Source organism: Corynebacterium ulcerans, from assembly GCF_000767685.1.
In the GTDB taxonomy this organism is placed as follows: Bacteria; Actinomycetota; Actinomycetes; order Mycobacteriales; family Mycobacteriaceae; genus Corynebacterium; species Corynebacterium ulcerans.
In genome coordinates, this window is record NZ_CP009622.1 from 1,794,732 (window position 1) to 1,818,759 (window position 24,028).

A 24,028-nucleotide genomic window follows, 5' to 3' on the forward strand; every position below is an offset into this window, starting at 1 on the left:
GGTTTTACTTCTTAGCGGAAAGTTCCGTCTTTTCTGTGATCAGGGAACGCTCCATGGGGTCGGTGGACAGGCCCTCTACGTTTTTGGAAGCGATCAGCAGCTGCTCGTGGGCCAGCGGGACGACGGCTCCGGTGGAGACCACGTCTGCGCCGATGGATGCGGCACTTTGGAGACGGGTGTTGAGGTCTTTCTCACCCTTAGCGTCGGCAATGTCTTTGTCGATCTTCGGGTCGCAGAGGCGCGACAGGTTGTAGGTACCCTCGCAGGAGAAATCGGTCTCTAGGAATGCGAGGGGATCACCGGCACCAAACATATAGTTGCGGGAGCCGATGATGGCGTCAAAGGAGCCGTCGAGAAGCTGCTTTTCCAGGGAACCGTAGTCGGCAACCGTGATCTCCACGTTAAAGCCCAAAGCACGAAGCTGGTCGGCGATGAGATTCGCGGTTTCGGGGAGCTCGGCGCGAGAATCCCAGGTGGCTAGGCGAACAGTCTTGCCCGCCCCGAGATTCGCGTCAGCCTTAGGGGCTTCTGCTGCAAGCGGCTTAGCCTTCTGCGCTGCAGCCCATTCGGTGTCCTGGTTGAAGAGAGAGCCTTGCGTCTTGTTGGCTTTACCCTCGTAGATTTTCTCCACGATAGGCTCGGTCTTGATGGCGCCCGCGACAGCAGCACGCAGGTGGGCGTCTGCAAACACGCCCTTTTCAGCATTGAGGTGCAGCAGCACGGCGCGTGGGAGGTGGACGTCGGTGATGTGGGCGTCGGAAAGCTCTGGCAGCGAGACCACAGGGACACCCTTGACCACATCAAGGTCACCAGCGCGGAAGGCATTGGCGCGAGCGGCGCCGTCTTCGATGAAGGAGACTTTCAGTGTGGAGGTCTTGGGCTTGCCGTTCCAGTAGTCGCCAAAGGCCTCAGCGGTGACGGAACCGTCGGTTTCTTTCTTGACCAGCTTGAAAGGCCCTGTCCCGTGGGCAAATGGGTCGGGATTCTCCCCCTTATATGCGGCCTCGGCGAGGATGGCGGTGCCGGGGTCGGAGAAGCGCTGAACCAAGATGGGGTCAGCCTTAGGCGACGTGACAGTCACCTCATGCTCGCCGGTGGCCTCGACTTTCAGGTCTGCTTTGCCCAGGCCCTTCGGTCGGGTAGCTGCAGAAAGAGCGTGGTCGAGGGCATTTTTCACAGCTTTTGCGTCGAGTTTGCTTCCATCGTGGAATGTCACGCCCTGGCGCAGGCTAAGCACGGCAGTGCGGTCGTCTTTCATCTCCCACTTCTCAGCAAGTACTGGCTTGAGCTTGGCGTTCTGGTCAAGAGTGACCAGGGTCTCCCCGACGCCCATGCGCAGGTTAAGCACAGAATCGTCCGAGAACGGAGAGAAATCAGCGACGGGCTTGAACTGCAGGGCAACGCGCAAGGTTTGTCCGTCGGCAGAGTCAGAGCCTGAGTTGGTGAAACAGCCAGACAGAGTCGCGGCAACGGTCAGGGTGGCAACTGCCAATCCGAGTTTCTTCATTTTCATTGTTGAACGTCTACTTTCTTTTGTTCTTTAAGTTTGGCAAGCCCCACCGCCGAGATGGCAAGCAGCGCAGTCATAGTCAGCCACGGGATTGCGGCGGCCGGCTGAGTGATTTCCGCTTTGTCCAGCGTCGCTCCCACAGCCACAGAACCCAGCAAAACTGCCAAGCCGCCGAAGCTGTTGAGGAATCCGTAGTAAGAACCCAGGTTCTCATTGCTGGCTAGGTCGCCAACAAGATCTCGGGCTATGGGGACAGCGATCATGATTCCGGTATGTAGCAGCACCATCATGATCACGGCTGGCAGGTACGCTGCCCAACCATGTATCTCTATCCCTGACGCCGCACCAACCACGGCAAAGCTCGCAGCCATGAGGCCAAAACCACCGCCTAAGACCACCTTGGCAGGTTGTTTTTCAGCCCAGCGGGTCACACTCGTTTGCAGCGCGATCACAAAAATCGCAGCGCCGGCAAAAAACCAGCCCAGTGAGCTATCCGAGCCAGTAGCGCGACGAAGCTCCACCGGCAGCGAAAGATACTGTTGGTTGTATGCGAGCAGATATGTGGAATATAAAAGCGCAAAGACCACGAACTTTTTGTTGGTGATCACGCTCGCCCATACTGCGACCATCCCCAAAGGTGCACTCTCCCCGTGGGGAATTGTGTTTTTGTTCCACCGGCGCCATAGCAACGCGTGCATCACAAAGATGCCAGCAAAGATGGCGGCGCCGGCAAACGAGACGGTGGAAAAGCCTAGGGGGATCAGCAATGCTCCCAGCAAAGGCCCTGTTAGCGAGCCCACCCGGGAATACGACGCGTCTAGGGCAAACAACCGTGCACGTGTAATCACACCCTGCTTTTCCAGGGTGAAGCCTTCAGAGGCAAAAATGGATTCCACTGCCGGGGAGAACAATGCTGCTGCGAAACCAATGAGCACCACGCCGAGCGTCATCGATCCCACACCCGTCGCCATGCCCACGGTGATAAAACCCAGTACCCGAATGGCAACGCCCACCAACAGAATAGGACCAGCGCCCCATTTATCTGCCAGCCCGCCGCCTAGGAAGAACAGCCCTTGTTGGCTAAAGGTACGAATCCCCAAAACCAGGCCAACCACGGCTCCCGCAGCCCCAAGGTTTTCTGAGAGTTGAACTGCGATAAACGGCACCACTAAGTAAAACCCGATGTTAAAAAGCATCTGGGTGACAAGCAGTGTGGAGATATGGATGGGAAGATTGGTTAGTTTCACTGTTCAAGCTCCAAAGCCGCGCGGAGAAATTCCTGTACTTCAGGATCAGTTGTTTTTACGTGATCGGCTGGCCCGATATAGCGCACCGTTCCACCGATCATCACAAGAAGCTGGCTGCACGTGGCTCGCAGCGCGGCAACATTGTGGGAGACAAAGATAACTGTTGCATCGGATTCCACGAGCAGCGCCTGCAATAGCCGCGCGGTCTCGCCGTCCAAGGCTGAAAAGGCCTCGTCTGCGATCACGAGTTCAGGAGATCCCAGCAGCGCACGGGCGATCGCCACGCGTTGCCGCTGCCCGCCAGAGAGCTGCTTGGGCTTGCGTTGTGCTACCGCCGGGTCCAGCCCAAGCGCCTGCAGAAGACCGGGTATTTCCCCACGGAGGTGGTTGAGTTTTTCCGCGCTCCCCTCCTGCCCACGAAGCCGAATCACTTGCGGTTCGATGATGCACTCGGCCACTGTCATCCGTGAGCACAACGAGGAACCAGGATCTTGAGGAATGTATCCCACCACTGCCGCGTCGACGCTCACACTGCCGGAATCCGGGGCGATCATTTGTGTGATGAGGGAGATCAGCGTGGTTTTGCCGGCGCCCGAGGGACCAATGACTCCGAGTTTCGCGCCCGCATTCACCTCAAAAGATAGCTTTTCGACGCGCCCAGCCACGGTAGCCTCGCAAAATTTTACAAGAACGCGTCTGGTCATAGCTGCGTTACCTTTCCGTCGGCAACGTGTAGCTGCCGGGTGCCTAGTCGCTTAGCCACTCCCGGCGAATGAGTGGAGATCACTACTGCGCCGCCCGTGATCTTGTGGAATGCGTCCAATGCGTCGATCACAGCGAGGGTGGCTATGGGATCGAGTGCTGAGGTTGGCTCGTCGGCAAGCAAAAGCTCGGGGTGCGACGCAAGGGCTCCCGCGATCGCCACGCGCTGGCGCTGACCACCCGATAACTCCAATGGGTAGCGATGCCCCAGCTCGCCGGTGATACCGCAGCTAGCCAAAGCCTGCTCCGCCGCCTGCTTGGACGTTGCCATGAGCCGCACCTGCTTATCACAGCGCACCAACGGATTAAGTGACCCCAAAGAATCTTGCATGATTAGCGCCGTGCGTCGTGCACGTATGATCTCACCTGTGACGACGATTCCCGGCGTAGTCGCCCCACACAGCGCACGCAACAACATAGTTTTTCCTGAGCCGCTGCGACCAGTGATCGCAATTTTGTCGCCAAGAAAAATATCCAGCTTATCCACGCTCACCAGCGCCGCACCAGACGCTGTTGCTATGGTGAGACCCCGTACACTAACAATTGGATCAGCGGGGTCGCGTTCCACGGTCTACTCCTCACGGGCCTGGGCGGTTATTTCCCGGCGCGACCCGTCAACGGCGCACCGACGCTATTGAACGTATTTCGCTTTTCAATAGTTCTGTCGCCGGCTAGCTTAGCGCAGACACAGGTGTGCGCCTAACCCGGATTCAGACCTTCCTGAGGATTCCATACCCAGCGCTTTCCCAAGGAATCCTGAAAGCTGATCCTCACTACTTGATGCCTAGTGCTCGATAACAGCGCGTGTGTTTGCGAAGGCCCACATTCCTCCGGAAGCTCCCACCCCTGCTCAAACCTATTAATAGCAAAATAACGACCTGGTGGAAGTACTTTTATGCACAAAGACCGGGTGGTGATCCCCTGCACCTCCACGTCGATTTGTACGTTGTAGAAGATCGACACCTGCGAGCCTTCATTGGATATAACAAGTCCCCACTGCTGGCACGTGTCTTGTTGATCACGGTAAGCCCACCAGGCCTGTAATCCCCCTGCGATCAGACGACGATCGCGTTCCATGTCTCGGTGGTCCCGCTCTTGCTCGCGCTTGTGCATAGCAAGCTCGGTTTGCCGTTGCTCCTCACGAATCTGCCTATTGAGCTCAACGCTCAAGCTTTCCGATTCTCGAGCATACTTCTCAGATTTTCTCGACTGCCGATTCGCCTGAACCGCGACGAACAGCGCCGCGAGGCCGCTCAAAGCTCCCGCCCATTCCGCTAGTGATCCTATGTCCATAGATTCAAAAACTATCCCCGTGGGGAATAATAAACGAGTTCTCCCGATACCAGGGGGGGTATGTATCGGGAGAACTCGTTTGTGTTACAAGCGGTGTTTAGCCTCATCCGTGGACAAAGCTGCCACGAAGGCTTCCTGCGGCACGGACACCGAACCGATGTTCTTCATGCGCTTCTTACCAGCCTTCTGCTTCTCCAGCAGCTTGCGCTTACGGGAAATATCGCCGCCGTAGCACTTGGCGAGGACGTCCTTACGCAGGGCTCGGATGTTCTCACGGGCGATCACTTTGGAACCAATTGCTGCCTGCACGGGGACCTCAAATTGCTGGCGAGGGATGAGCTCCTTGAGCTTCTTGGTCATCTTGTTGCCATACCACTGAGCATTATCTCGGTGAACGATGGCGGAGAATGCGTCAACTGGCTCGCCTTGCAAGAGGATGTCTACCTTGACCAGGTCTGCCATCTGCTCCCCGGATTCCTCGTAGTTAAGGGAGGCGTAGCCCTTAGTACGAGACTTGAGCTGATCAAAGAAGTCAAAAATGATCTCGCCCAGCGGCATGGTGTAGCGCAGCTCCACGCGGTCTTCGGAGAGATAATCCATTCCTCCCATGATTCCGCGCTTAGTCTGGCACAGTTCCATGGTGGTGCCCACGAAGTCTGAGGGGACAATGATGGTGGTCTTCACGATCGGTTCATAAACCTCACGCAGCTTTCCAGCAGGCCAATCCGAAGGGTTATGAACACGAGTTTCGGTACCGTCTTCGGCGACCACGCGGTAGTTTACCGACGGTGCCGTGGAGATCAGGTCAAGGTCGAACTCACGCTGCAGGCGATCACGGGTGATCTCCATGTGAAGAAGCCCGAGGAAGCCGCACCGGAAGCCAAAGCCCAGAGCTACAGAAGTTTCGGGTTCATAGGTGAGGGAGGCGTCGTTAAGCTGTAGCTTTTCCAGAGCATCACGCAGGTCTGGGAAATCAGCCTGGGAAATCGGGAAAAGGCCGGAGTAAACCATGGGGCGCGGCTCTTCATACCCCTGCAATGGCTCTTCTGCCCCGTGGACAGCCCACGTAACAGTGTCGCCCACCTTGGACTGGCGCACATCCTTCACACCGGTGATCAAGTACCCCACCTCGCCGGGGCCCAGACCTTTGCATTTCTTAGGTGTAGGGGAAACGATGCCGATTTCCAGCAGTTCGTGGACTGCGCCGGTAGACATCATCTGGATCTTTTGGCGCGGGGTCAGCTTGCCGTCGATCATACGAATGTATGTAACGACACCCCGGTAGGTGTCATAGACCGAGTCGAAAATCATCGCACGGGCGGGTGCTTCCGAGCCAAAATCAGTAGTGGGGGCCGGAACTAGCTCGGCAACCTTGTCCAGGAGCTCTGCCACGCCTTCACCGGTCTTACCGGAAACCCGCAGGACGTCCTCGGGCTCGCAACCGATGATGTTGGCTATCTCCAACGAGTATTTCTCGGGGTCGGCAGCGGGCAGGTCTATCTTGTTCAAGACCGGAATGATTTCCAGGTCTTTTTCCATAGCTAGATAGAGGTTCGCAAGCGTTTGGGCCTCGATCCCTTGGGCGGCGTCGACAAGCAAAATCGCACCCTCGCAGGCCTCAAGCGCGCGGGAGACCTCGTAGGTAAAGTCCACGTGGCCGGGAGTGTCGATCATCTGCATGACGATCTGCTGATCGGCAAACGGGCCAGAACGAGGAATCCACGGCAGGCGCACGTTCTGCGCCTTGATGGTGATGCCACGCTCGCGCTCGATATCCATGTTGTCCAGATACTGGTCACGCATGTCACGGGCGTCGACAACATTGGACAGCTGCAAGATGCGGTCCGCCAAGGTGGACTTACCGTGGTCAATGTGAGCGATGATGCAGAAGTTTCGAATCTGCGAGGGATCCGTAAACGTCGTCTCCGCGAATTTGTCGGCCATGGGCGTTACTACTCGTACCTTTCCTTGTGAATTCTCCCTAACACTACCCGACCCACGCCACACTCGAACAATGCAGCATTAGCATCTCAGCAGCCCCCACACACAAAAGCGCAACGCGACAGCCCCCACAAAAGTCCCCAAAAACTACACAACACATGCAAACTCACTACGTGAGGGCTAGGGTATGGGAGCATGGGCATGAAAGACCTAGTGAAGATGCGCTGGCTAAGCAAACTCGCCACCATACTCACACGCGAATCCGATATCCCACTCGATCGCGGCCTCAACAGACTTAACGACCGAATCGGACTCGACCACGAACACCGACGCTTCCACCGGATGGACATCGTCTCCTGCAAAGTACGCCCCTCCGGCGAATGTGCGCGCACTATTTTCTATGCCCCCAACATGGACGGACAAGTCGACCCCGGAGAGGTCGTATGGTTCTGGGCCCCCAGCGACAGCTCCCCCAAGAAACTCCGTGAACGCTCCATCGTGGTTGTAGGGCGCCATGGCCCCAAAGTTCTCGGTCTGCTCATCTCCCCCAACCCGACGCACAACAACGACGACCACTGGCTCGATATCGGCGCCGGCCCCTGGGATGAAGCCGGGCGGCAAAGCTGGGTACGACTAGACAAAGTCGTCTCCGTGCCAGAAGCCGATATTCGACGCTCAGGGGCGGTCATGCCGTCTAGGCGGTTTGAGCGCATCGCCAACCGCCTTCGTGGGGAATTTGGCTGGGAATAACACGAAAAACCTATAACTGCCTTCCTTATACTCCTTAATACTGCCTTCCTGTAGCCCATCCCCTTGAGCTACAGCCAAAAGGTTTGTCCCTACCCCAACGAGCTGGTAAGATTTCCGCTCGTTGTCCATTAATGCCCTTTTGGTGGATGTTCCCGCAAGGCGGTCAGGACCTTGGGTCCGCTTTCATAGCGAGAACAGCTCAGCTAGCGCGCTCCGCGTGCCAGCTCACTGCAATCCGACAAAAGGCTCAACAGAAAATTAAGAGGTATTGCCATGGCAAACATCAAGTCCCAGAAAAAGCGCGTTCTCACCAACGAGAAGGCTCGTCTGCGCAACAAGACCATTCGTTCCGCTGTTCGCACCGAGATCCGCAAGTTCCGTGAGGCTGTCGCTGCCGGCGACAAGACCGCAGCTGAGACCCAGCTTCGCGTCGCATCCCGCGCACTGGACAAGTCCGTGTCCAAGGGCGTCTTCCACCGCAACAACGCGGCAAACAAGAAGTCCAACATGGCTCACGCACTGAACAAGATGGCTTAAGCTTTACGCACGAATAGGCGCCCGGTATCTGAAGTTTTGCTTCACGCTACCGGGCGCTTACTCGTGGGGAAACACAGAAGACGATGCGCTGCACTGGTTAGAACAACGAGGTTGCTCCGGTAAAGACCAAACCGCAGCCCGCGAAAATAAAGAAAAGGCCAGCACCCAGGTCTATCCACGGGCCAGCTTTGAGAAGCTTCACCCGCATCGCGTTAGTGCTAATCACGGTAGCTAAAAGCATAAAACCACCGAATGTGCACGACACCAGTGTCACGATGACCAACAGCGCCGTACCGATACTTGGTTCGGAGGGAAGAAACGGCGCAATAATCGCCGCAAGATAAAGAACAATCTTGGGGTTAGACAAATTTGTGAAAAATCCCTGTCGGAGACAACTCGCCGGAGTCCCCACGAGGGAGTCAAGATTCGCAGCCACCGTAACCCCACCATCGCGAAACTGCGCCCGCGCCGACAACAGCAACCGGCTTCCCATCCACAAAATCCACAGGCCACCTACCAGCTGAATCGTGCTCAAAACGGCGGGATAGGCCGTCAATAATGCAGTCGCGCCAAACACGGTCAACGTAAGCCAGATCGTGACGCCAATCGTAATGCCGCACACTGCGGCATACGCGTGTCGACGTGACTTAGTAGCCAGACGGGTAACAAAAAAGATATCGGGGCCAGGTGTCACCATGCCAACGAGGCTGATGAGCACCAAGGTCCCGAGCTGACTAAGCTCCATGTTGGGAAAGCGTGGCGGCTAGCTCGTCTAAGCCGAACATCCGGGCGGTGTCGATGGCATTCGGATGCCCTTCGTGGGGAAACGCGCCGGCGTTGAGCAGCTTTTCCACCACAGTCATATCCTGCTTGAACACAGCACCTGCAAGAGGCGACTGCCCGCGGCCATTGAGCTGGTTGACGTTTGCCCCACGGGAGATGAGGGCGTCGAGAGTCTCATGGTGCCCGGCGTATGCAGCGAGCATCAGCAGGCTGTTGCCATCTTGGTTGGTGAGGTTGGGATCTACGCCATTGTCGATGTAAGCGGCGAGATTGTTGGTATCGCCGTTGCGGGCCATGTCGAAAAGCTTGGATGCCAGCTCTTGGACATCTTCGGGTACAGAGTTGTCATTCACGGTCAATATTTTAGCGGGCCAGCTCAGAGATGCGCCGGATTGCATTCTCTATTTCAAAATCCGGGTCACCACCTAGGGTCCCGTTGGGGCCATGTCCTTTAAGGCTCGCATCGAGATCAGCCATGAGGATGACCGCTTGACTAATCGCATCGCCATTCCATGCGCGCGCGACTTTAGCCGTCTTTTCAACCACAAAAGGCGCCATACCCAATTGTCGAGCAAGCCCTGCAGAATCAATCCGGCCACGAGTGGAATAGAGCCTTGCGATTCCGCTGATCTTGTAACTCAATGCCGCCGCCAGCGCCACAGGGCTAACCCCCAATTGCAGTGCCCGGCGCGCGCTTGCCACTGCTCGCTGCGTTTGTCCTGAGCATGCCAGGTCTGCCACGTCGAACCCGGAGACTTCGGCAACTCCTACGTAGTAGTCACGGACCTTCGCGGCAGTTATCTCGCCATTGTTATCCGCTATCAGCTGGCTAATCGCGGATGCCAGTTCTCGTAGATTAGAGCCCACGCCTTCTAAGAGAGCATGAACGACGTCAGGAGTGGGGCGAATTCCGTGTGCACGAAACTCCGTGTTTACCCACGGGATGCGTTCACTGGGTTTGAGTTTGTTGGCCTCATGAACCTCAGCGATTTTTTTGATTTTGGGGATCGTCGCTTTTTGTCGGCCGCCGCCGGAGTGCACGATGATCATGTATATGCCGGGCCCGGGGTCGACGGCAGCAGAGAGAATGAGCTGGGTTGGTTCTTTGCCGGCTTCTTCGGCTTTGTTCAGCACGATGATTCGGTCTTCGCCGAACAGGGAGGGACTCAATAAGTCGATAAGTTCCGATTGGTTGACTTCGCCAGCCCTGAGAGAAGACACGGTGATGTCATCGCCGGCTTGAGCCTTGATGCTGTCAATGATGCGCAGACGTGCGCGTTCGGCTAGAAATTCGTCGTCGCCAAGAACAAGATGGACCGGTCCCACTGTTGTACCCACGCAGACAATAGTGCCACAGAGGCGGGCGCTGTTACTCAGAAGCGTCCGTCGGAGGCTTTCTGGGTGCCGTCGATAAGCAAAGCCACGTTTCCGTCCCCGTGGAGAAAGAGGACAGGCGTGCCGTCGCGACGCATCACGGGTCGTTTGTGCGGTTTCGTTTTTTCTTTGACCACGATCAGATCAACACCGGTGGGAGCTGCCTCCGCGTCAGCTGCGGTTTCCACAACGACGATGCTTAAGGTGTGGTAATCGACTTCACGTGGGGTGTGCACAATAAAAGGCCCGGCAACAAGCAGAGCAATGCCCAGCGGCCACGCCTTGTGTGATTGGAAAGCCAGCAGAGCCCATAGCGCAACCACGATCACCCAGCAGGTACCAAGCAGCGTGGATTCTGGCAGAGGTACGCCTAACGTTGATCCTCGCCAGGAGGCGCAGGTGTGGGCAACCATTCCGATCCCGCCGGCGAGCAGATCAAGGAGTTGGATCGCTAGCCAATCGAAGGGAGGAATCCACACGAGTGCGACGGTTACAAGGCCGATCACGGTAATAAGCGGTACGACGGGCGCGGCGATAACGTTGGCGGGGACAGACACCAAAGAAATACGACCCGCCATCATGGCGACGAGCGGGACGGTCACGAGTTCTGCGGCGATCGCAACTGCTATCGACCGCAAGAGGATGTCGGGAATACGCAAGCGTGTTCGTTGCCGCTGGAGGCTAGCGCGTGCCAAAGGCCGATAGATCAGGGGGTACAGAGTGATAATCCCAGCGGTCGCTCCTACGGAAAGAGCGAAACCATAGTGCGCTGCTAGCCCTGGCTCCCATAAGAGGAGGCAGATCACAGCGAGGCACAGTGCATGAATCGGTGGGGTTCTTGACGCGTTCATCGCCGCAATAAGCCCCACTCCTCCCATGACAGAAGCCCTTAACACGGAAGGTTCTGGCCCAACAACGCAGACAAAAGCCACAAGCGCACTGCCTGCAGCCCATCTGCGTATGCGTGGGCTACAGCCGCATGCTGCCAAAAGCGACATAACGGTGGTGGTCAGAATAGTGACGTTTCCTCCGCTCACAGCGGAAAGGTGTGCAAGGCCTGTCGCAATGTATTCCTGCTTTTCTTCCGACGTTTGCAGCGACGTATCCCCCATCACCATGGCGGGTATCAGACCCTGCGACGGCGAATCAGCGAGCGCCGCCACGCGCTCATTAAAACGCGTGCGTAGAAGGGCACTTATCGCATGTATTCCGTCTGGGCCATGTGTCACTGTGATGTCATCGGCAAAGAAAAACCTCCGCCCCAACCCCACAGAACGGCTCATTGTCGCCGTACCCGTCATGGTTATTTCCGTTCCCGGAGTTAATCCAGCCACGGGTTTTCGTAGCAGCACTGGAATAGGTTCGGGAAACCCCGGAACGTGCGCGCGAAACAGCCACCCGGAACGCACTTCTTGCACAGTAGTGCCCACCCTCGCGGTGATTTCCCTACCAAACTGGGCAGTATCTGCCGCGACGGCCCGCAGCCAGCACCCTATGCTTATCGACGCCCCTCCCATGGCCACAGCAATCGCCTGTCCACGATCCCACCGCACCATCACTGCAGCACCTATAGCTGCTATGGCTAACCCCCACCACGGGGTTCGGCTCCACAGAACAGCCAATGTGCATAGCCACGCCACGACTGCAGTGGGAACTAGCCGAAGCTCAGTCATAACATCACGTTCCCCGATAAAGCCTCAAATTTCCTGGGCCCTATCCCCTTCACGTCTTTCAACTGGCCAATGTCTTTAAACCCACCGATCCGTTGGCGGTGCGCGATGATCGCCTCGGCGGTTTTCCCGCCGACCCCGGGAAGCTGAGCCAGTTGCTCTGCCGTTGCACTATTCAGAGATGTTTTCCCATTCTCCTGCGCAGGTGCCCCAACCGCATCGGGCACTACCGTGGCGTGCGGCTCGCCGACGCCGGGAACGTTGATTTGGATGCCGTCGACAAGCTTTTGTGCCTGATTCAAGGAACGCACATCCGAGTCAGGGTATGGTGTTGCCAACCGGAGAGCGTCAGCGACGCGTGCCCCGGCCGGCAGAGTATAAAGCCCTGATTTTTCCACTGCTCCGACCACTGCGACCACGACCGTCGTCTCGGCTGTCGTGGTCGCACTTTGTTGTTGGATACGGGTATCTGCAGCAAGGTCCGCAGGTCTAAGAGCTTTGTCTGTAGCCGTGGATCCCCCACCACGAGCCAACGTTATCGCCCCTACCGCAACGATCAGAATGATCGCCCATATCACTGCGTGCTTTTTACTGATCTCCCATCGAACCCCGTGAGGAAAATCCACGTCCATCACGTCTTCAGTCCCCGTTGGACGTGTGAGCTCGCGCAGCCTCCCCATAGCCTTTTTCTGCACCCGCTTCATGGGGTCACGTTAAGCTCCGAGGGCTACGGGCTGCCACTGCGTAGTATGAGAAGCGCCTCTCCCTGTGGATAACGCTTCATCATCCGCTCTCGCTGTGGATAACTCCGAGGGGTGCTATGCCGTGAAACTAGTTTTTAGTAGGCTCGGAATCATCTGTGTCTTCTGCCGGGGTGGAATGCTCAGAGAAGACAACGGAAATCCCTAAAGCCCCTGCACCACAGTGAACCACTACGCTGCGATCGAGCGTGGTAATCATAAAACTCGACCCACTAGGCAGAGCTAATCTCAGCTGTTCTGCCAGGCTGTGTGCTGCTTCTTCTGCATCGGCGTGCTGAATCGCCACGAACGCCGGATAGTCTGCGCAGCGTTCCACAATGACGGAAGAAAGCTTGGCAAAGGCCCTCGACTGCGTACGCGTTTTTACCGCTAACTCAATTTTCCCATTGTGCAACTTCATAATGGGCTTGGTAGCCAGCGCAGCAGATACCACTGCAGTGGCTGCAGAAATACGTCCCGATTTGCGTAGCTCGTCTACCCGGTGCAGGTAGAGCCATGTGTCAGAACGCGTGAGCGTGTCCCGCGCCAAGGCCTCACATTCATCCAGAGAGGCTCCGTCGAGCGCAATACGGGCAGCAGCCATAGCAGCAGCGCCCACAGCCATGCCAACGGTTCCGGTATCGATCACACGAACTAATCCATCGAAAACGCCGGAAGCAGCAACGGCAGCCGACCAGGTAGCAGAAAGCTCTTTAGAAAGATGCAGGGCAACCACGCCGTCATCGCCACCACGTTCCAGTTGGCGTGCGTAGGCAGCGGCAAGCTCCAGGGCTGTGAGCCCCGACGTTGATACCTCTGATTCCCCACGAAGGATGTGGAGGTCAAGGACGGTGATCCCCAACTCCTCTACCACGTCTTGCGGCAGCCCAGACGAGGAGTCAGTAATAATTCTGACTGGCATCGACCAACCCCCTACTGCGGTTGTGATGAAGGAGTAACGTTGATGCGCCCGAGGCTTACACCCATGTTCCAGCCGTCGAGATACCATTGCGCATGTGCGGCGGTCTCTGGGGTAAAACGGGCTGTCAGCTGGGAAGCATAGGCCTTTTCTTCCGCCTCTTGGCTCGCAGTATGAGGGTCTTTGAACTCAGGGCGTGCTGTCAGCTGCGCCCAGCAGGTGTTATTCAGGCCCGAGAATATCGGGTATTGGCCGACGTCCAAGCCCAGGAGGTGACAGGTTAATGCGCTGATTGTCCCACCATGGGCCACGATGAGCACGCTCGTGTCGTCCCACTCGTGGTAGTCCTGCATGAGCTCGTCGACAACGGGGCGCGCCCGGTGTGCCACATCAAGTCGAGATTCCCCACGGGGAGGCGCCCAGGTGGCGTCGTGACGCCAAATAGCGCGCGCACCGGGATAATCGGTATCCACCTCGTCGATGGTTTTGGCTTGCCATTCTCCCAGATCAGTTTCCCGAAGCCGAGGGTCGGTGGTCACGTCGATGCCGAGACGCTTGCCCACCACGGCAGCCGTGTCGCGAGCGCGCGCAAGATCCGAGGAAATAATTTTTCCGATGGGAAGTGTAGCTAGGAAGTCCGCCGCCGCTTCAGCCTGCGACCAACCGGCATCGGAAAGCACAGTATCGAGGTGCCCCTGCATGCGACGCGTCGCGTTGTATTCAGTCTGTCCGTGGCGGAGCAGGATGAGACGGCGGGTCATGGGACTAGAACTCCTCTTCGGCGGGTTCCTCACCGGCGAGGGGGATCTCGTCGAGAGACTCTACGTTGCGTACATCGATGTCATCGGCCCATTCTTCGGGACGACTCATCGTCTCTACACCTTCGACCTCAATAAGCGGGCAGTCTTGGTAGAGGCGATCAAGCCCGTAGAAGTCGCGTTCGGTGTTGCGCTGGACGTGAACCACGAGCATGCCGTAGTCCAGAAGTACCCAGCGGTTTTCGCGGTTTCCTTCACGACGCTTTGGCTCGTGTCCTTCTGCAGTGAGAACATCCTCGATCTCCTCGACGATGGCACGCACTTGGCGCTCATTGTCTGCGGAAGCCAGTACAAATACCTCACTGATCGCCATGACATCGGAGACGTCAATCACTGCGATGTTGGTTGCTTGTTTCTCATCTGCAGCAAGTGCTGCACTGGAAGCCAAGCGAATAGTGTCTTGGGTTGCGGTCACAGGGGGTCCTTTCCTAAATCGAGCCTAATTGTTCCATGTAATAGCCATGATTGGCTAACTGGTTCGTGGTTTCGGAGTTGGGTCACGGTATGTGTCCGCCCCACCGGGATGATACAAGCGGCGTTTTGCTATGTATTGCACAACTCCATCGGGTACCAGATACCACACGGGTAAGCCTTCACGCGCACGGCGCCTGCACCCTGTAGAAGAAATAGCCATGGCCGGAATCTCAATGAGCTCAACACGCTCTTGATACTTCAGTGGCAGCATGTCCTCTTTAAGCACGTATCCGGGGCGCGTGACCCCCACAAACGTGGCAAGCTCAAGAACCTGCTCCCAGTTTTTCCATGTGAGAATGTTACCTAAAGCGTCCGCACCGGTGATAAAAAACAGTTCCGCATCCGGATATTGCTCTTGCAGATCTTTCAGGGTGTCAACGGTATAAGTTGCCCCTGGCCGATCAATGTCTACCCGACTCACGCTAAACCGCGGGTTAGAGGCGGTGGCAATCACCGTCATCAGATAGCGATCCTCGGCATGCGACACCTCGCATTCTGCCTTCTGCCAGGATGTTCCCGTGGGGACAAACACCACCAGGTCCAGATCAAATCTAGCGGCTACCTCGCTGGCAGCCACCAGATGGCCATGGTGAATCGGGTCAAAGGTGCCACCCATGATGCCTACCCGGCGCGGATGATCGATGACGGTCATGGCCGTATCCTTCCTGCTTCTTCTGATGACGTTCCGACTAGGGGCGCGTTTGGCCGGTCCCCTGCAGGATCCATTTGGTGGTGGTTAGCTCCGGCAGGGCCATCGGTCCACGAGCGTGCAGCTTTTGGGTAGAGATTCCAATCTCTGCGCCCATCCCGTACTGCTCGCCGTCTGTGAACGCTGTGGAAGCATTAATCATGACTGCTGCAGCATCTACTTCATCTGCAAAACGCTGCGCGGTGACGATGTTTCCGGTAGCAATCGCCTCGGTGTGTCCCGTGGAATAGGTTCGGATATGGTCAAGCGCGCCATCGATGCCATCAACGATGCGCGCGGCGATGTCCATAGAAAGGTATTCCTCGGCCCAATCTGCCTCTTCCGCCTGCACGATGTTACTAACGCCCAGCTGTCCTAGCTTGTCGACGTCCCCATGCACCGTTACCCCAGCCTGTTGCAGGGCCTCGATCACCTTCCGCTGCGTTTCTACCGACAGCGCACCGTCGATCAAGACAGTCTCTGTTGCATTGCACACCGAGCAACGCCGTGTTTTGCCGTTGATCAGCATCTCAATGGCCTGATCTATATCAGCGACGTCTCTATCAATATAGAAATGACAGTTTCCTGTTCCAGTCTCGATTGTGGGAACCGTGGCTCCCGTGACCACCGCTTGGATAAGACCTGCACCGCCCCGTGGAATGACGACGTCGACAAGCCCACGTGCAGTGATCAGATCTTGCACACTCTCGTGGGTATCACAGGGCAGCAATTGCACGGCCTCCGCAGGAACGTCATGAGAAACCAGCACGTCTTGGAGCACGCTCACCAAAGCAGCATTAGAATAACGGGCCGATTTGGAACCGCGCAGCAGCGCCACGTTTCCCGACTTCAACGCCAAACCAAAGGCGTCCACCGTCACGTTAGGGCGAGCCTCATACACCATGCCCATAACGCCCAAAGGGATGCGCACCTGACGCATCTGGATACCGTTAGGCATGACGCGACCATCCACGACATTGCCCACGGGGTCTGCAAGGGACGCGACCTGACGCAGCCCATCAGCCATAGCAGTAATACGCCCCTCATCCAGACTCAGACGGTCAATAAGCGACTCGCTCATCCCATGAGCGCGCCCTGCCTCCACGTCGCGGGCATTCGCCGAAAGAATCGTCGGAGTGTGGGCACAGAGGGCCTCAGCGGCGGCAAGAAGGATCGCGTTTTTCTGTGAGCTACGTAAACGTGCCACCCGTGGGGAAACGGCATGCGCTGCACGCGCCTTGGCTAGGACGTCGTCACGCTCGATGCTGCGGATATCTGCGTTGGTCATAACGTATTACCGTACCCAACGTCACAGCTAAGCGTCGTGTGCAGCGCCGGACTGCCTGCTAATATCCCGCCGCCACATCCACTTCCGTAGGCATCGTCTCCCCCGCTTCAAACGCCCTAGCATTGGCCACGAATAATTCGCCGCTGAGCGCACGCATGCGATCCTTCGTGTTTGCCACATGCGGGGTGACAAGAACATTGTCCATTGACCACAACGGATGCCCATCGGGCAGCGGTTCTGGATCTGTAACGTCAAGGGCCGCTCCGGCTATGGTGCCCTGTTGTAGCGCATGAACAAGGTCCTCCGTAACCACGAGGCCGCCGCGTCCCACGTTTACCAACACAGCCTCCGGCTTCATCTTCTCTAGGGCTCGCGCATCCACCATGCCACGGGTCTCGGAGGTCAAAGGCGCAAGAAGCACCACATAATCCGCAACGCCAAGTACCCGGTCCAGCTCCTTATAGTCCACCGTCTCGTCGGCTTGTTCCACCGGCCGCCCCGAACGGTTAACAGCAATCGTGTGCAGCCCAAAACCAGACACAAGTTCAAACAGGCGGCGCGCAATCCCTCCCGCACCCACCACAACCAGGGTCTTATTGTCGTAGAGCCAATTGGTCTTCTCGTCCGGTAGCTTCCTTATGCCCCACGTCTGTGTCCGCACCACTGCCGGGATATGGTGCAGCACCGACAACAACATGGTGAGTGTGGACTCAGCGACTGAATCCGCATAGAGACCAGCTGCGTTTGCCCACCGCACTTGCGGGGTAAGCACTCCCGCCTCTGCGAGCCCATCGACGCCGGCGAATGCCACCTGCACAAACTTCAAGCCCGCGGGCAATTCCGGAAACTGCCGACCCGTTCCGTTAAAAACAAGAAAATCCGCCTCTTCCAGGTCGTCCACGCGGGTATGCCCAGCGGCTTCCAGCTGGCCAGTAGCCTTCTCCCAGATCTCCGGGTACATGACAAACTTCATCGGTTGCTGCCTTTCTTGTCGCGGATCTGTCACTTTGTGTCTTGCCACACAAGGTACGCCTTTATTCCCCGTGGGGAATTTCCCACCGTGTCTCCCCCTTGGCAGTCCCCGACAGACGATCCAACAGATAGCCCCCGACCCGGAACTTAGCTTCCCCTAAATTTTTTTCGTGTTCTCCGCTACAATTACACTTTGTGAAATTTGTTCTGCTTACGTTGGGGATGCTGTGTGTAGCACTCGGGATGCTCGGGGTCTTCCTACCGATACTTCCCACGACTCCTTTTCTGTTAGCGGCTGCTTTCTTCTTTGCACGGAGTTCTGAACGTTTCCACCACTGGTTGCTCAATCACAGATGGTTTGGCCCTTACCTCAGCAACTACTACGAAGGGAAGATGACCCCCTCGCACAAGGCACGCACGCTCACGCTCATGTGGACAGGTTTATTGGTGTCGGCGTTTCTCGTCGACAAGCCCGTGATGTGGTTTGTCTTTATCTGTATCGGTGCGGCCGTTTCCACGCATATCGTGCGGCTCGGGAGATGAACTCACAACGAGTCAATTGATCGTTGTTCAAAAACCCTTAAAAATTGCTTCACAGCCGGTACCATGATTGGTGATACATCATTTGAATCGCTAAGGGGTACGCTGCTGTGTCCAGTCTTTTTCACTATTTGGCTGACCATCCAGTAGTTCTCGTCTTTTTACTGTGCGGGCTAGGCATGGCGCTTGGCCGTATCAAACTACGTGCCATCGGACTTGGTGCAGCGGGTGTGCTGTTTTGCGCCATCGTCTTCTCCGCCGTTGCTCCCCGCTACGGGGTGCAACTGGCCTTACCCAGCGATATTGGGCACTTTGGGCTTGCTTTATTTGCTTTTAACATCGGCATCACCGCTGGGCCGAGTTTCTTCCACAGTGTGAAAAACTTTCTCGTACCGCTGCTAGCAACCGTGGTTCTCTTTGGCGCAGTCGCCGCTGTGGCCTACGGCATAGGTGTTCATCTTTTCCATCTGGACATCGCCGTCGTCGCCGGTACCTACGCCGGCGCGCTAACAAATACGCCTTCCCTCGCCGCCGCCAGCTCGGCATCGGGAGAACCCGCCCTCACAACAGTGGGGTACTCCGTGTCCTATTTGTATGGCGTCGTAGGGATGATGATCGCGGTGCTCTTTGCTCTGCGCTACTCGCGCACTGATAGGGACGCGCCTTCGCCCCTGGATAATCAAACAGTGGTGGTCGATCGCACTGATAAACCGACGATTCAAGACATTCTTACCCTGGTAGACAACAAAGTCGCATTCTCCCGCGTAAAGAGTGGCGACCAACCAGTGCAACATGCAGCCCCCGAACGTGTACTCCTCAAAGGCGACCTGATTACCGTTGTGGGCCCACGCAAAGACATCAATCATGCCGCAACACTTCTGGGTCGCGATTCCACCCGCTCGCTGATACAAGACCGCTCTCAGTTAGACTTCCGCCGCATTACGATCTCCGACCCCAAGATCGCCGGGCGCACTATAGCGTCATTGAATCTAACCGACGACTACCACGCCACTATTTCTCGTGTGCGCCGCGGGGACGTAGACATGATCGCCCAAGCCGACCTAGTCCTCCAAGAAGGCGACAGGGTCCGCGTGGTCGCCCCCACCAAGAAGATGCCGCAGATCACCAAATTCTTTGGCGACTCCGCAGGCGGACTCAGCGATATCAACCCAGTCATTTTGGGTTTGGGCATGGTGGCCGGTCTGCTGCTAGGAGGCATTCCTATCCCCACCGGTGGCGGCTCTACATTCCATATCGGAGCGGCAGCGGGCACGCTCATCGTGGGACTTATCCTAGGAAAGATTGGCCGAATCGGCTCAGTGATCACAACGCTGCCTTACACAGCCACCATTGTGCTCTCTGAGTTTGGGCTTCTCATCTTCCTAGCCCAAGCAGGCACCGTAGCCGGCGGACAAATCATTCATGCTTTCAGCTCCGGCGAATGGCTCAGCATTTTGGCCCTCGGCTTCATCCTGACTTCTCTCCTAGCGGCCTCCGTGTACGTGGTGATGCGCTGGATGTTCGGCATGGGAGGCACCAAATTAGCCGGCTATATCGCTGGCGTGCAGACGCAACCGGCGGTCTTGGCTTTTGCCAACGCACGCACCGGCTTTGATCCTCGCGTCGCGCTAGGCTACTCGCTCATCTACCCGGTCGCAATGATCGCAAAAATCCTCACTACGCAGGTCCTCGCCGGCTTATAGTTCTCTGCGCTTCAAGCTTATCGACGTCCCCCGCCACCTTTACGCACGCGTCGCGTAGTTAGAGAGATAGTCCGCGTGCACCACAGCGCGTTGCTGCCCACGGGGGAAGCTTGACATGGGTCGCCCCTTGAGCGCACTCAGCGTAGCAGAGTCAACAGAGACCTCTCCCCGGCCCACGACTTCACCCTCGGGCCCATGGATCTCTACGATCTCCCCTGCCTGAAAATCACCTTCAACGTCTGTAATTCCCACGGCAAGCAGTGACTTCCCGCCCACGGTGACGGCCTCTACGGCGCCTGCGTCGATACGCAAAATCCCCGCCACGTCAGCGGTATAGAGCACCCAGAATTTCCAGGCGGAAAGGCGATCTTCCTTGGGATCAAACACCGTTCCCACGCGAGCGGAATCCAATGCCGCCCCGATACTGTCCGCGGAGGTCAACAACACCGGAATTCCCCCACGGGAGGCAAGGCGTGCAGCCGTGACCTTAGCTGCCATTCCGCCAGTTCCTACTCGACCCCCATCGCCAGCAACCACATCTTTGAGGTCATTGCCGTCATGAATCTCGTGAATAAAACGCGCATCGGGGTCTACGGGGTTGCGATCGTAGAGGCCGTTGACATCCGAAAGAAGGATCAGTGCGTCCGCGCAGGTGAGGTGGGCCACCAGAGCAGAGAGCCGGTCATTATCACCAAAGTGCATACCAGTGGTTGCCACGGTGTCGTTCTCGTTGACCACGGGCACAGTCCCTAGCTGGAGAAGCCTATTGATGGTGCGCTGCGCGTTGCGGGCACGATCACGACGCCCCGCGTCAGAGGCAGTAAGCAGGACTTGGCCGATGGAACGCCCGTACCTGCCAAAAGAGGTTCCCCACGAGTGGGCAAGATATACCTGCCCCACGGAGGCGGCCGCCTGCTTGGTGGCCAAGTCAGTAGGGCGTTGTGTAAGGCCTAGGGGTCCCATGCCCGCGGCTATGGATCCTGAGGATACGACGATGACGTCGGAACCGCGCTCCATACGGGCTTGGAGGGCGTCGACAAGCTTATCGATGCGCACTGGGTCGACTTGAAAATTCTCGTCTGTTAACGAGGAACTTCCGATTTTTACCACGATACGGCGCGCCTCACGGATACGATCGCGCGTAGGAGAATCGTGTCCATACGCCGGTGAGTCGACAACCTCGGCTGGTAGCTCCGGGAAGCCCAGGGAGCTGGTGGCGCCAGTGTATGGCGAACTTGCTAAACCAATTCCGGTAAGTTCCGCAGTACCAAGGGGATCGTGGCTATTCTCCATGAGGATCTAGTGTAGCCCGTGGGGAATCGCACTTTTGATTCCCCTTGGAGTTAGAGCCTCAGAAAGCTAGCCCTGCCACCTGTCGCGGTTGGCGGACTCACGGGTGACTTCCTGCCCCTCACCAAAGTCGAACTCATCGATAAGACCACGGCGCACCTGCGAGGCACGTTTGCGCTCGGACGCGGACATACGGGTGTTCTTGTCCAAGCGCATGTCTGTTCCGCGTCCGGACATGGTCACCTCTACGCCAGCGGCAGTGGTTGGCTCCCATTCAAAGGACACCTCGCCGATGCTCACGGTACAACCAGGCCGTGCTCCCTTTTTGAACAGCTCGTCTTCCACGCCCATGCGGGCGAGACGGTCTGCTAGGTAGCCCACGGCCTCATCGTTTTCAAAGTCCGTCTGGATGATCCAGCGTTCGGGCTTCTCACCCAATACAACGTAGCCGTTCTCCACGTCAGGATCTTCGATAATCTCAAAGTCCTTCTTCTTTTTACGGGAGTCCACGGCCTGAGGACGCACCACGATGCGCTCTTCATACTTCTGCTTCGGACGCTTACGACGATCCTCTTGCACGATCTCCAGCAGCTTATAGCGCAGCGGATCCAGCCCCTTACGTGCCACAGCAGAGATGATAAACACCGGCCATCCGAATTTCTCTTCAATATCTTCTTTGAGGAATTCTGCCAGCTCTAGAGCATCCGGTATGTCCACTTTGTTCAGGATCACGATACGAGGACGATCGCGCAGATCGCCCAATCCTGTGTCATCATCCAACGCAGATTGATACGCAGCAAGCTCGGTCTCCAGCGCTTCAATGTCTGAAATCGGATCGCGCCCTGGTTCCATGGTCGCTGCATCCACCACGTGAGCAAGAACCGCAGTGCGCTCGATATGGCGCAGGAAGTCCAAGCCTAGGCCTTTGCCCTCTGAGGCACCGGGGATCAGACCCGGGACATCAGCGATGGTAAAGGTATCGTGGCCTACCTCCACCACTCCAAGGTTGGGTTGCAAAGTGGTAAATGGGTAGTCACCGATCTTCGGTTTTGCGGCGGAAAGCACAGAAATCAAGGAAGACTTACCCGCGCTGGGGAATCCCACCAGGCCCACGTCTGCCATGGATTTAAGTTCTAGGATTACATCGTGAACCTCGCCTGGCTCCCCCTTCAGAGCAAAGCCCGGTGCCTTGCGAGCCGCCGAAGCCAACGCCGCGTTACCAAGCCCGCCAAATCCGCCCTTTGCCGCCACGAACTTCATACCGGGAGACGTGAGATCCGCAAGAGTCTCGCCATTTTGCGCAAGGACCACTGTTCCTGCAGGCACCTCAAGCACGAGATCATCGCCGCGTGCACCGTTCCGGTGGTCGCCGGCGCCGTTTGCACCGCGCTTTGCCTTAAGGTTGGGGCGATAATGAAGATCAAGGAGGGTGTGCACCTGGTTAGAAACCTCAAGCACGATATCGCCGCCGTGCCCACCGTTACCGCCGTCTGGGCCGCCAAGCGGCTTAAACTTCTCGCGGTGCACTGAGGCACATCCGTTACCGCCATCGCCGGCTTCAAGGTGCAGAACAACTCGGTCCACGAATCGTGCCATGAGTGGATACCTTCCTAAATTAGGTCCAAAGTTTATGCGCGCCGCTAAGCCACAATGCTGTGAGCTTTTCGACGCCCCCAGCTCGCCGCACGCATCGCCGTTAGGAGCGAGCCTATGCAGACTGATCCTAGCAAGTGCTTAAGACATCGCAGGGGGTGGAAAAGAAAAACGCCCGACCGCAGTGCATGGAGCAGGTGCAGTCGGGCAAAGACAAAGTTGCAAAGTTGCACACTTTATCTGTTTTCCTGGCGGTATCCAGACATAATCTGAACACCTCCAGAAATATTAAGACTTAAGCGTCTACGGTCTCGTTCTCAACGATGTTGACCATACGACGGTTACGCTTGGTAATGAACTCCACAGCGCCAGCCTTCAGTGCGAACAGAGTGTCGTCGCCACCGCGACCGACGTTCTCACCTGGGTGGAACTTGGTGCCACGCTGGCGAACGAGGATCTCGCCGGCGTTGACCTGCTGGCCACCGAATCGCTTAACACCAAGGCGCTTTGCCTCAGAGTCACGACCGTTGCTGGAGCTAGACGCGCCCTTCTTGTGTGCCATGTGGTTTTCCCTCCTTTAGGAAAATGCGAGCCGCGAGGCTTACTTAATACCGGTGACCTTGACCACGGTCAGCTTCTGACGGTGACCCTGGCGCTTCTTGTAGCCGGTCTTGTTCTTGTACTTCAGGATCTTGATCTTCGGGCCTTTGGTGTGCTCGACGATCTCAGCATTGACGCTCACCTTAGCGAGGTCAGCTGCCTTTGTGGTCACATTAGCGCCATCGACGAGCAGGACGGGGGTGAGAGCCACGGACGAACCCGGCTCACCCTCGATCTTCTCGACCTTGACGAAGTCACCTTCGGCAACCTTGTACTGCTTGCCGCCGGTCTTGACGATCGCGTACATACGAGGGCTACCCCTTATCTGATACTCGGCTCAGACGCCTCAAAGCGAAGCATCTGAATTGGACTTACGTGATTACATTTCTGTTCTAAAGCATCCACTCACGCGTACTACCTCGCCCCGCATTGATTGAGGTGATATATCAGCCTCTCGATGCAGGACATGCGCATAGTAGATCGCTTTAAAACAGCGACTGTCAAAGACTACCCTTAACAGCTCGGAAAAAACAAAT

Annotated in this window: 25 protein-coding genes; 4 read left to right on the forward strand and 21 right to left on the reverse strand. The window is 57.0% G+C overall.

Going from position 1 to position 24,028, the window contains the following annotated elements:
- Window positions 1-4: 4 nt before the first annotated feature.
- The 6 genes from CULFRC11_RS08115 to lepA all read right to left on the reverse strand — a co-directional run bounded on the left by CULFRC11_RS08115 (window position 5) and on the right by lepA (window position 6,756).
- The gene (locus CULFRC11_RS08115) at window positions 5-1,513 is read right to left on the reverse strand and encodes an ABC transporter substrate-binding protein (protein WP_031270475.1); all 1,509 of its coding nucleotides are present in this window, start codon (window positions 1,511-1,513) and stop codon (window positions 5-7) included.
- Window positions 1,510-2,757 (reverse strand): MFS transporter, encoded by a 1,248-nt coding sequence (locus CULFRC11_RS08120; protein WP_031270476.1) that lies wholly within the window; start codon window positions 2,755-2,757, stop codon window positions 1,510-1,512. The genes CULFRC11_RS08115 and CULFRC11_RS08120 overlap by 4 nt, the downstream gene beginning before the upstream one ends.
- Entirely contained in the window at window positions 2,754-3,461 is a 708-nt protein-coding gene (locus CULFRC11_RS08125) for an ATP-binding cassette domain-containing protein (protein WP_023636094.1), read from the reverse strand. The genes CULFRC11_RS08120 and CULFRC11_RS08125 overlap by 4 nt, the downstream gene beginning before the upstream one ends.
- Window positions 3,458-4,087, reverse strand: coding sequence for an ATP-binding cassette domain-containing protein (locus CULFRC11_RS08130; RefSeq protein WP_023636095.1), 630 nt, complete (start codon window positions 4,085-4,087; stop codon window positions 3,458-3,460). The genes CULFRC11_RS08125 and CULFRC11_RS08130 overlap by 4 nt, the downstream gene beginning before the upstream one ends.
- A 131-nt stretch (window positions 4,088-4,218) precedes the next feature.
- Window positions 4,219-4,812: a hypothetical protein gene (locus tag CULFRC11_RS08135; RefSeq protein ID WP_023636096.1), complete on the reverse strand. Its 594-nt coding sequence runs from the start codon at window positions 4,810-4,812 to the stop codon at window positions 4,219-4,221.
- A gap of 84 nt (window positions 4,813-4,896) precedes the next feature.
- A complete protein-coding gene (gene lepA, locus CULFRC11_RS08140; protein WP_038620718.1) occupies window positions 4,897-6,756 on the reverse strand; it encodes a translation elongation factor 4 in 1,860 nt (619 codons plus the stop codon).
- 192 nt (window positions 6,757-6,948) lie between these two features.
- Here lepA and CULFRC11_RS11085 point away from each other — a divergent pair, with 192 nt between their 5' ends.
- Window positions 6,949-7,503 (forward strand): type II toxin-antitoxin system PemK/MazF family toxin, encoded by a 555-nt coding sequence (locus tag CULFRC11_RS11085; protein WP_023636098.1) that lies wholly within the window; start codon window positions 6,949-6,951, stop codon window positions 7,501-7,503.
- A gap of 273 nt (window positions 7,504-7,776) precedes the next feature.
- A complete protein-coding gene (gene rpsT, locus CULFRC11_RS08155) occupies window positions 7,777-8,040 on the forward strand; it encodes a 30S ribosomal protein S20 (RefSeq protein WP_023636099.1) in 264 nt (87 codons plus the stop codon).
- Window positions 8,041-8,137: 97 nt separating this feature from the next.
- Here the strand turns inward: rpsT and CULFRC11_RS08160 are convergent, their stop codons facing one another.
- The 11 genes from CULFRC11_RS08160 to CULFRC11_RS08210 form a co-directional block, all read right to left on the reverse strand.
- The gene (locus tag CULFRC11_RS08160; protein WP_023636100.1) at window positions 8,138-8,785 is read right to left on the reverse strand and encodes a LysE family translocator; all 648 of its coding nucleotides are present in this window, start codon (window positions 8,783-8,785) and stop codon (window positions 8,138-8,140) included.
- The gene (locus CULFRC11_RS08165) at window positions 8,775-9,176 is read right to left on the reverse strand and encodes an ankyrin repeat domain-containing protein (protein ID WP_038621019.1); all 402 of its coding nucleotides are present in this window, start codon (window positions 9,174-9,176) and stop codon (window positions 8,775-8,777) included. The genes CULFRC11_RS08160 and CULFRC11_RS08165 overlap by 11 nt, the downstream gene beginning before the upstream one ends.
- A 10-nt stretch (window positions 9,177-9,186) precedes the next feature.
- Window positions 9,187-10,149, reverse strand: coding sequence for a DNA polymerase III subunit delta (holA, locus tag CULFRC11_RS08170; RefSeq protein WP_031270480.1), 963 nt, complete (start codon window positions 10,147-10,149; stop codon window positions 9,187-9,189).
- A 47-nt stretch (window positions 10,150-10,196) separates the two neighbouring features.
- A complete protein-coding gene (locus CULFRC11_RS08175; RefSeq protein ID WP_038620728.1) occupies window positions 10,197-11,870 on the reverse strand; it encodes a ComEC/Rec2 family competence protein in 1,674 nt (557 codons plus the stop codon).
- Window positions 11,867-12,547 carry a ComEA family DNA-binding protein gene (locus CULFRC11_RS08180; protein WP_031270482.1) on the reverse strand — a complete coding sequence of 227 codons (681 nt, stop codon included), beginning with the start codon at window positions 12,545-12,547 and terminating at the stop codon, window positions 11,867-11,869. Before CULFRC11_RS08180 ends, CULFRC11_RS08175 begins: the two co-directional genes overlap by 4 nt.
- A 151-nt stretch (window positions 12,548-12,698) precedes the next feature.
- A complete protein-coding gene (locus CULFRC11_RS08185; protein ID WP_023636105.1) occupies window positions 12,699-13,529 on the reverse strand; it encodes a DegV family protein in 831 nt (276 codons plus the stop codon).
- Window positions 13,530-13,540: 11 nt separating this feature from the next.
- On the reverse strand, window positions 13,541-14,287 hold the full coding sequence (locus CULFRC11_RS08190) for a histidine phosphatase family protein (RefSeq protein WP_023636106.1): 747 nt from the start codon (window positions 14,285-14,287) through the stop codon (window positions 13,541-13,543).
- A gap of 4 nt (window positions 14,288-14,291) precedes the next feature.
- Complete coding sequence (gene rsfS, locus CULFRC11_RS08195; RefSeq protein WP_014526115.1) at window positions 14,292-14,759, reverse strand: ribosome silencing factor; 468 nt, start codon at window positions 14,757-14,759, stop codon at window positions 14,292-14,294.
- 54 nt (window positions 14,760-14,813) lie between these two features.
- Complete coding sequence (nadD, locus tag CULFRC11_RS08200; RefSeq protein WP_023636107.1) at window positions 14,814-15,470, reverse strand: nicotinate-nucleotide adenylyltransferase; 657 nt, start codon at window positions 15,468-15,470, stop codon at window positions 14,814-14,816.
- 37 nt (window positions 15,471-15,507) lie between these two features.
- Window positions 15,508-16,794, reverse strand: a complete 1,287-nt coding sequence (locus CULFRC11_RS08205) for a glutamate-5-semialdehyde dehydrogenase (protein WP_023636108.1) — start codon at window positions 16,792-16,794, stop codon at window positions 15,508-15,510.
- A gap of 58 nt (window positions 16,795-16,852) precedes the next feature.
- The gene (locus CULFRC11_RS08210) at window positions 16,853-17,767 is read right to left on the reverse strand and encodes a D-isomer specific 2-hydroxyacid dehydrogenase family protein (RefSeq protein ID WP_023636109.1); all 915 of its coding nucleotides are present in this window, start codon (window positions 17,765-17,767) and stop codon (window positions 16,853-16,855) included.
- Between the two features lie 194 nt (window positions 17,768-17,961).
- Here CULFRC11_RS08210 and CULFRC11_RS08215 point away from each other — a divergent pair, with 194 nt between their 5' ends.
- Together CULFRC11_RS08215 and CULFRC11_RS08220 are read left to right on the forward strand one after the other, a co-directional pair.
- Complete coding sequence (locus tag CULFRC11_RS08215; protein WP_023636110.1) at window positions 17,962-18,309, forward strand: YbaN family protein; 348 nt, start codon at window positions 17,962-17,964, stop codon at window positions 18,307-18,309.
- A gap of 107 nt (window positions 18,310-18,416) precedes the next feature.
- Window positions 18,417-20,009 carry an aspartate:alanine exchanger family transporter gene (locus CULFRC11_RS08220; protein WP_023636111.1) on the forward strand — a complete coding sequence of 531 codons (1,593 nt, stop codon included), beginning with the start codon at window positions 18,417-18,419 and terminating at the stop codon, window positions 20,007-20,009.
- A 39-nt stretch (window positions 20,010-20,048) separates the two neighbouring features.
- Here CULFRC11_RS08220 and proB read toward each other — a convergent pair whose 3' ends face one another.
- The 4 genes from proB to rplU form a co-directional block, all read right to left on the reverse strand.
- Window positions 20,049-21,302: a glutamate 5-kinase gene (proB, locus tag CULFRC11_RS08225; RefSeq protein ID WP_023636112.1), complete on the reverse strand. Its 1,254-nt coding sequence runs from the start codon at window positions 21,300-21,302 to the stop codon at window positions 20,049-20,051.
- Window positions 21,303-21,368: 66 nt separating this feature from the next.
- Window positions 21,369-22,895, reverse strand: coding sequence for a GTPase ObgE (obgE, locus tag CULFRC11_RS08230; RefSeq protein ID WP_013912094.1), 1,527 nt, complete (start codon window positions 22,893-22,895; stop codon window positions 21,369-21,371).
- A 292-nt stretch (window positions 22,896-23,187) separates the two neighbouring features.
- Entirely contained in the window at window positions 23,188-23,454 is a 267-nt protein-coding gene (gene rpmA / locus CULFRC11_RS08235; protein ID WP_013242446.1) for a 50S ribosomal protein L27, read from the reverse strand.
- 39 nt (window positions 23,455-23,493) lie between these two features.
- A complete protein-coding gene (gene rplU, locus CULFRC11_RS08240; protein WP_013912095.1) occupies window positions 23,494-23,799 on the reverse strand; it encodes a 50S ribosomal protein L21 in 306 nt (101 codons plus the stop codon).
- Window positions 23,800-24,028 lie beyond the last annotated feature (229 nt).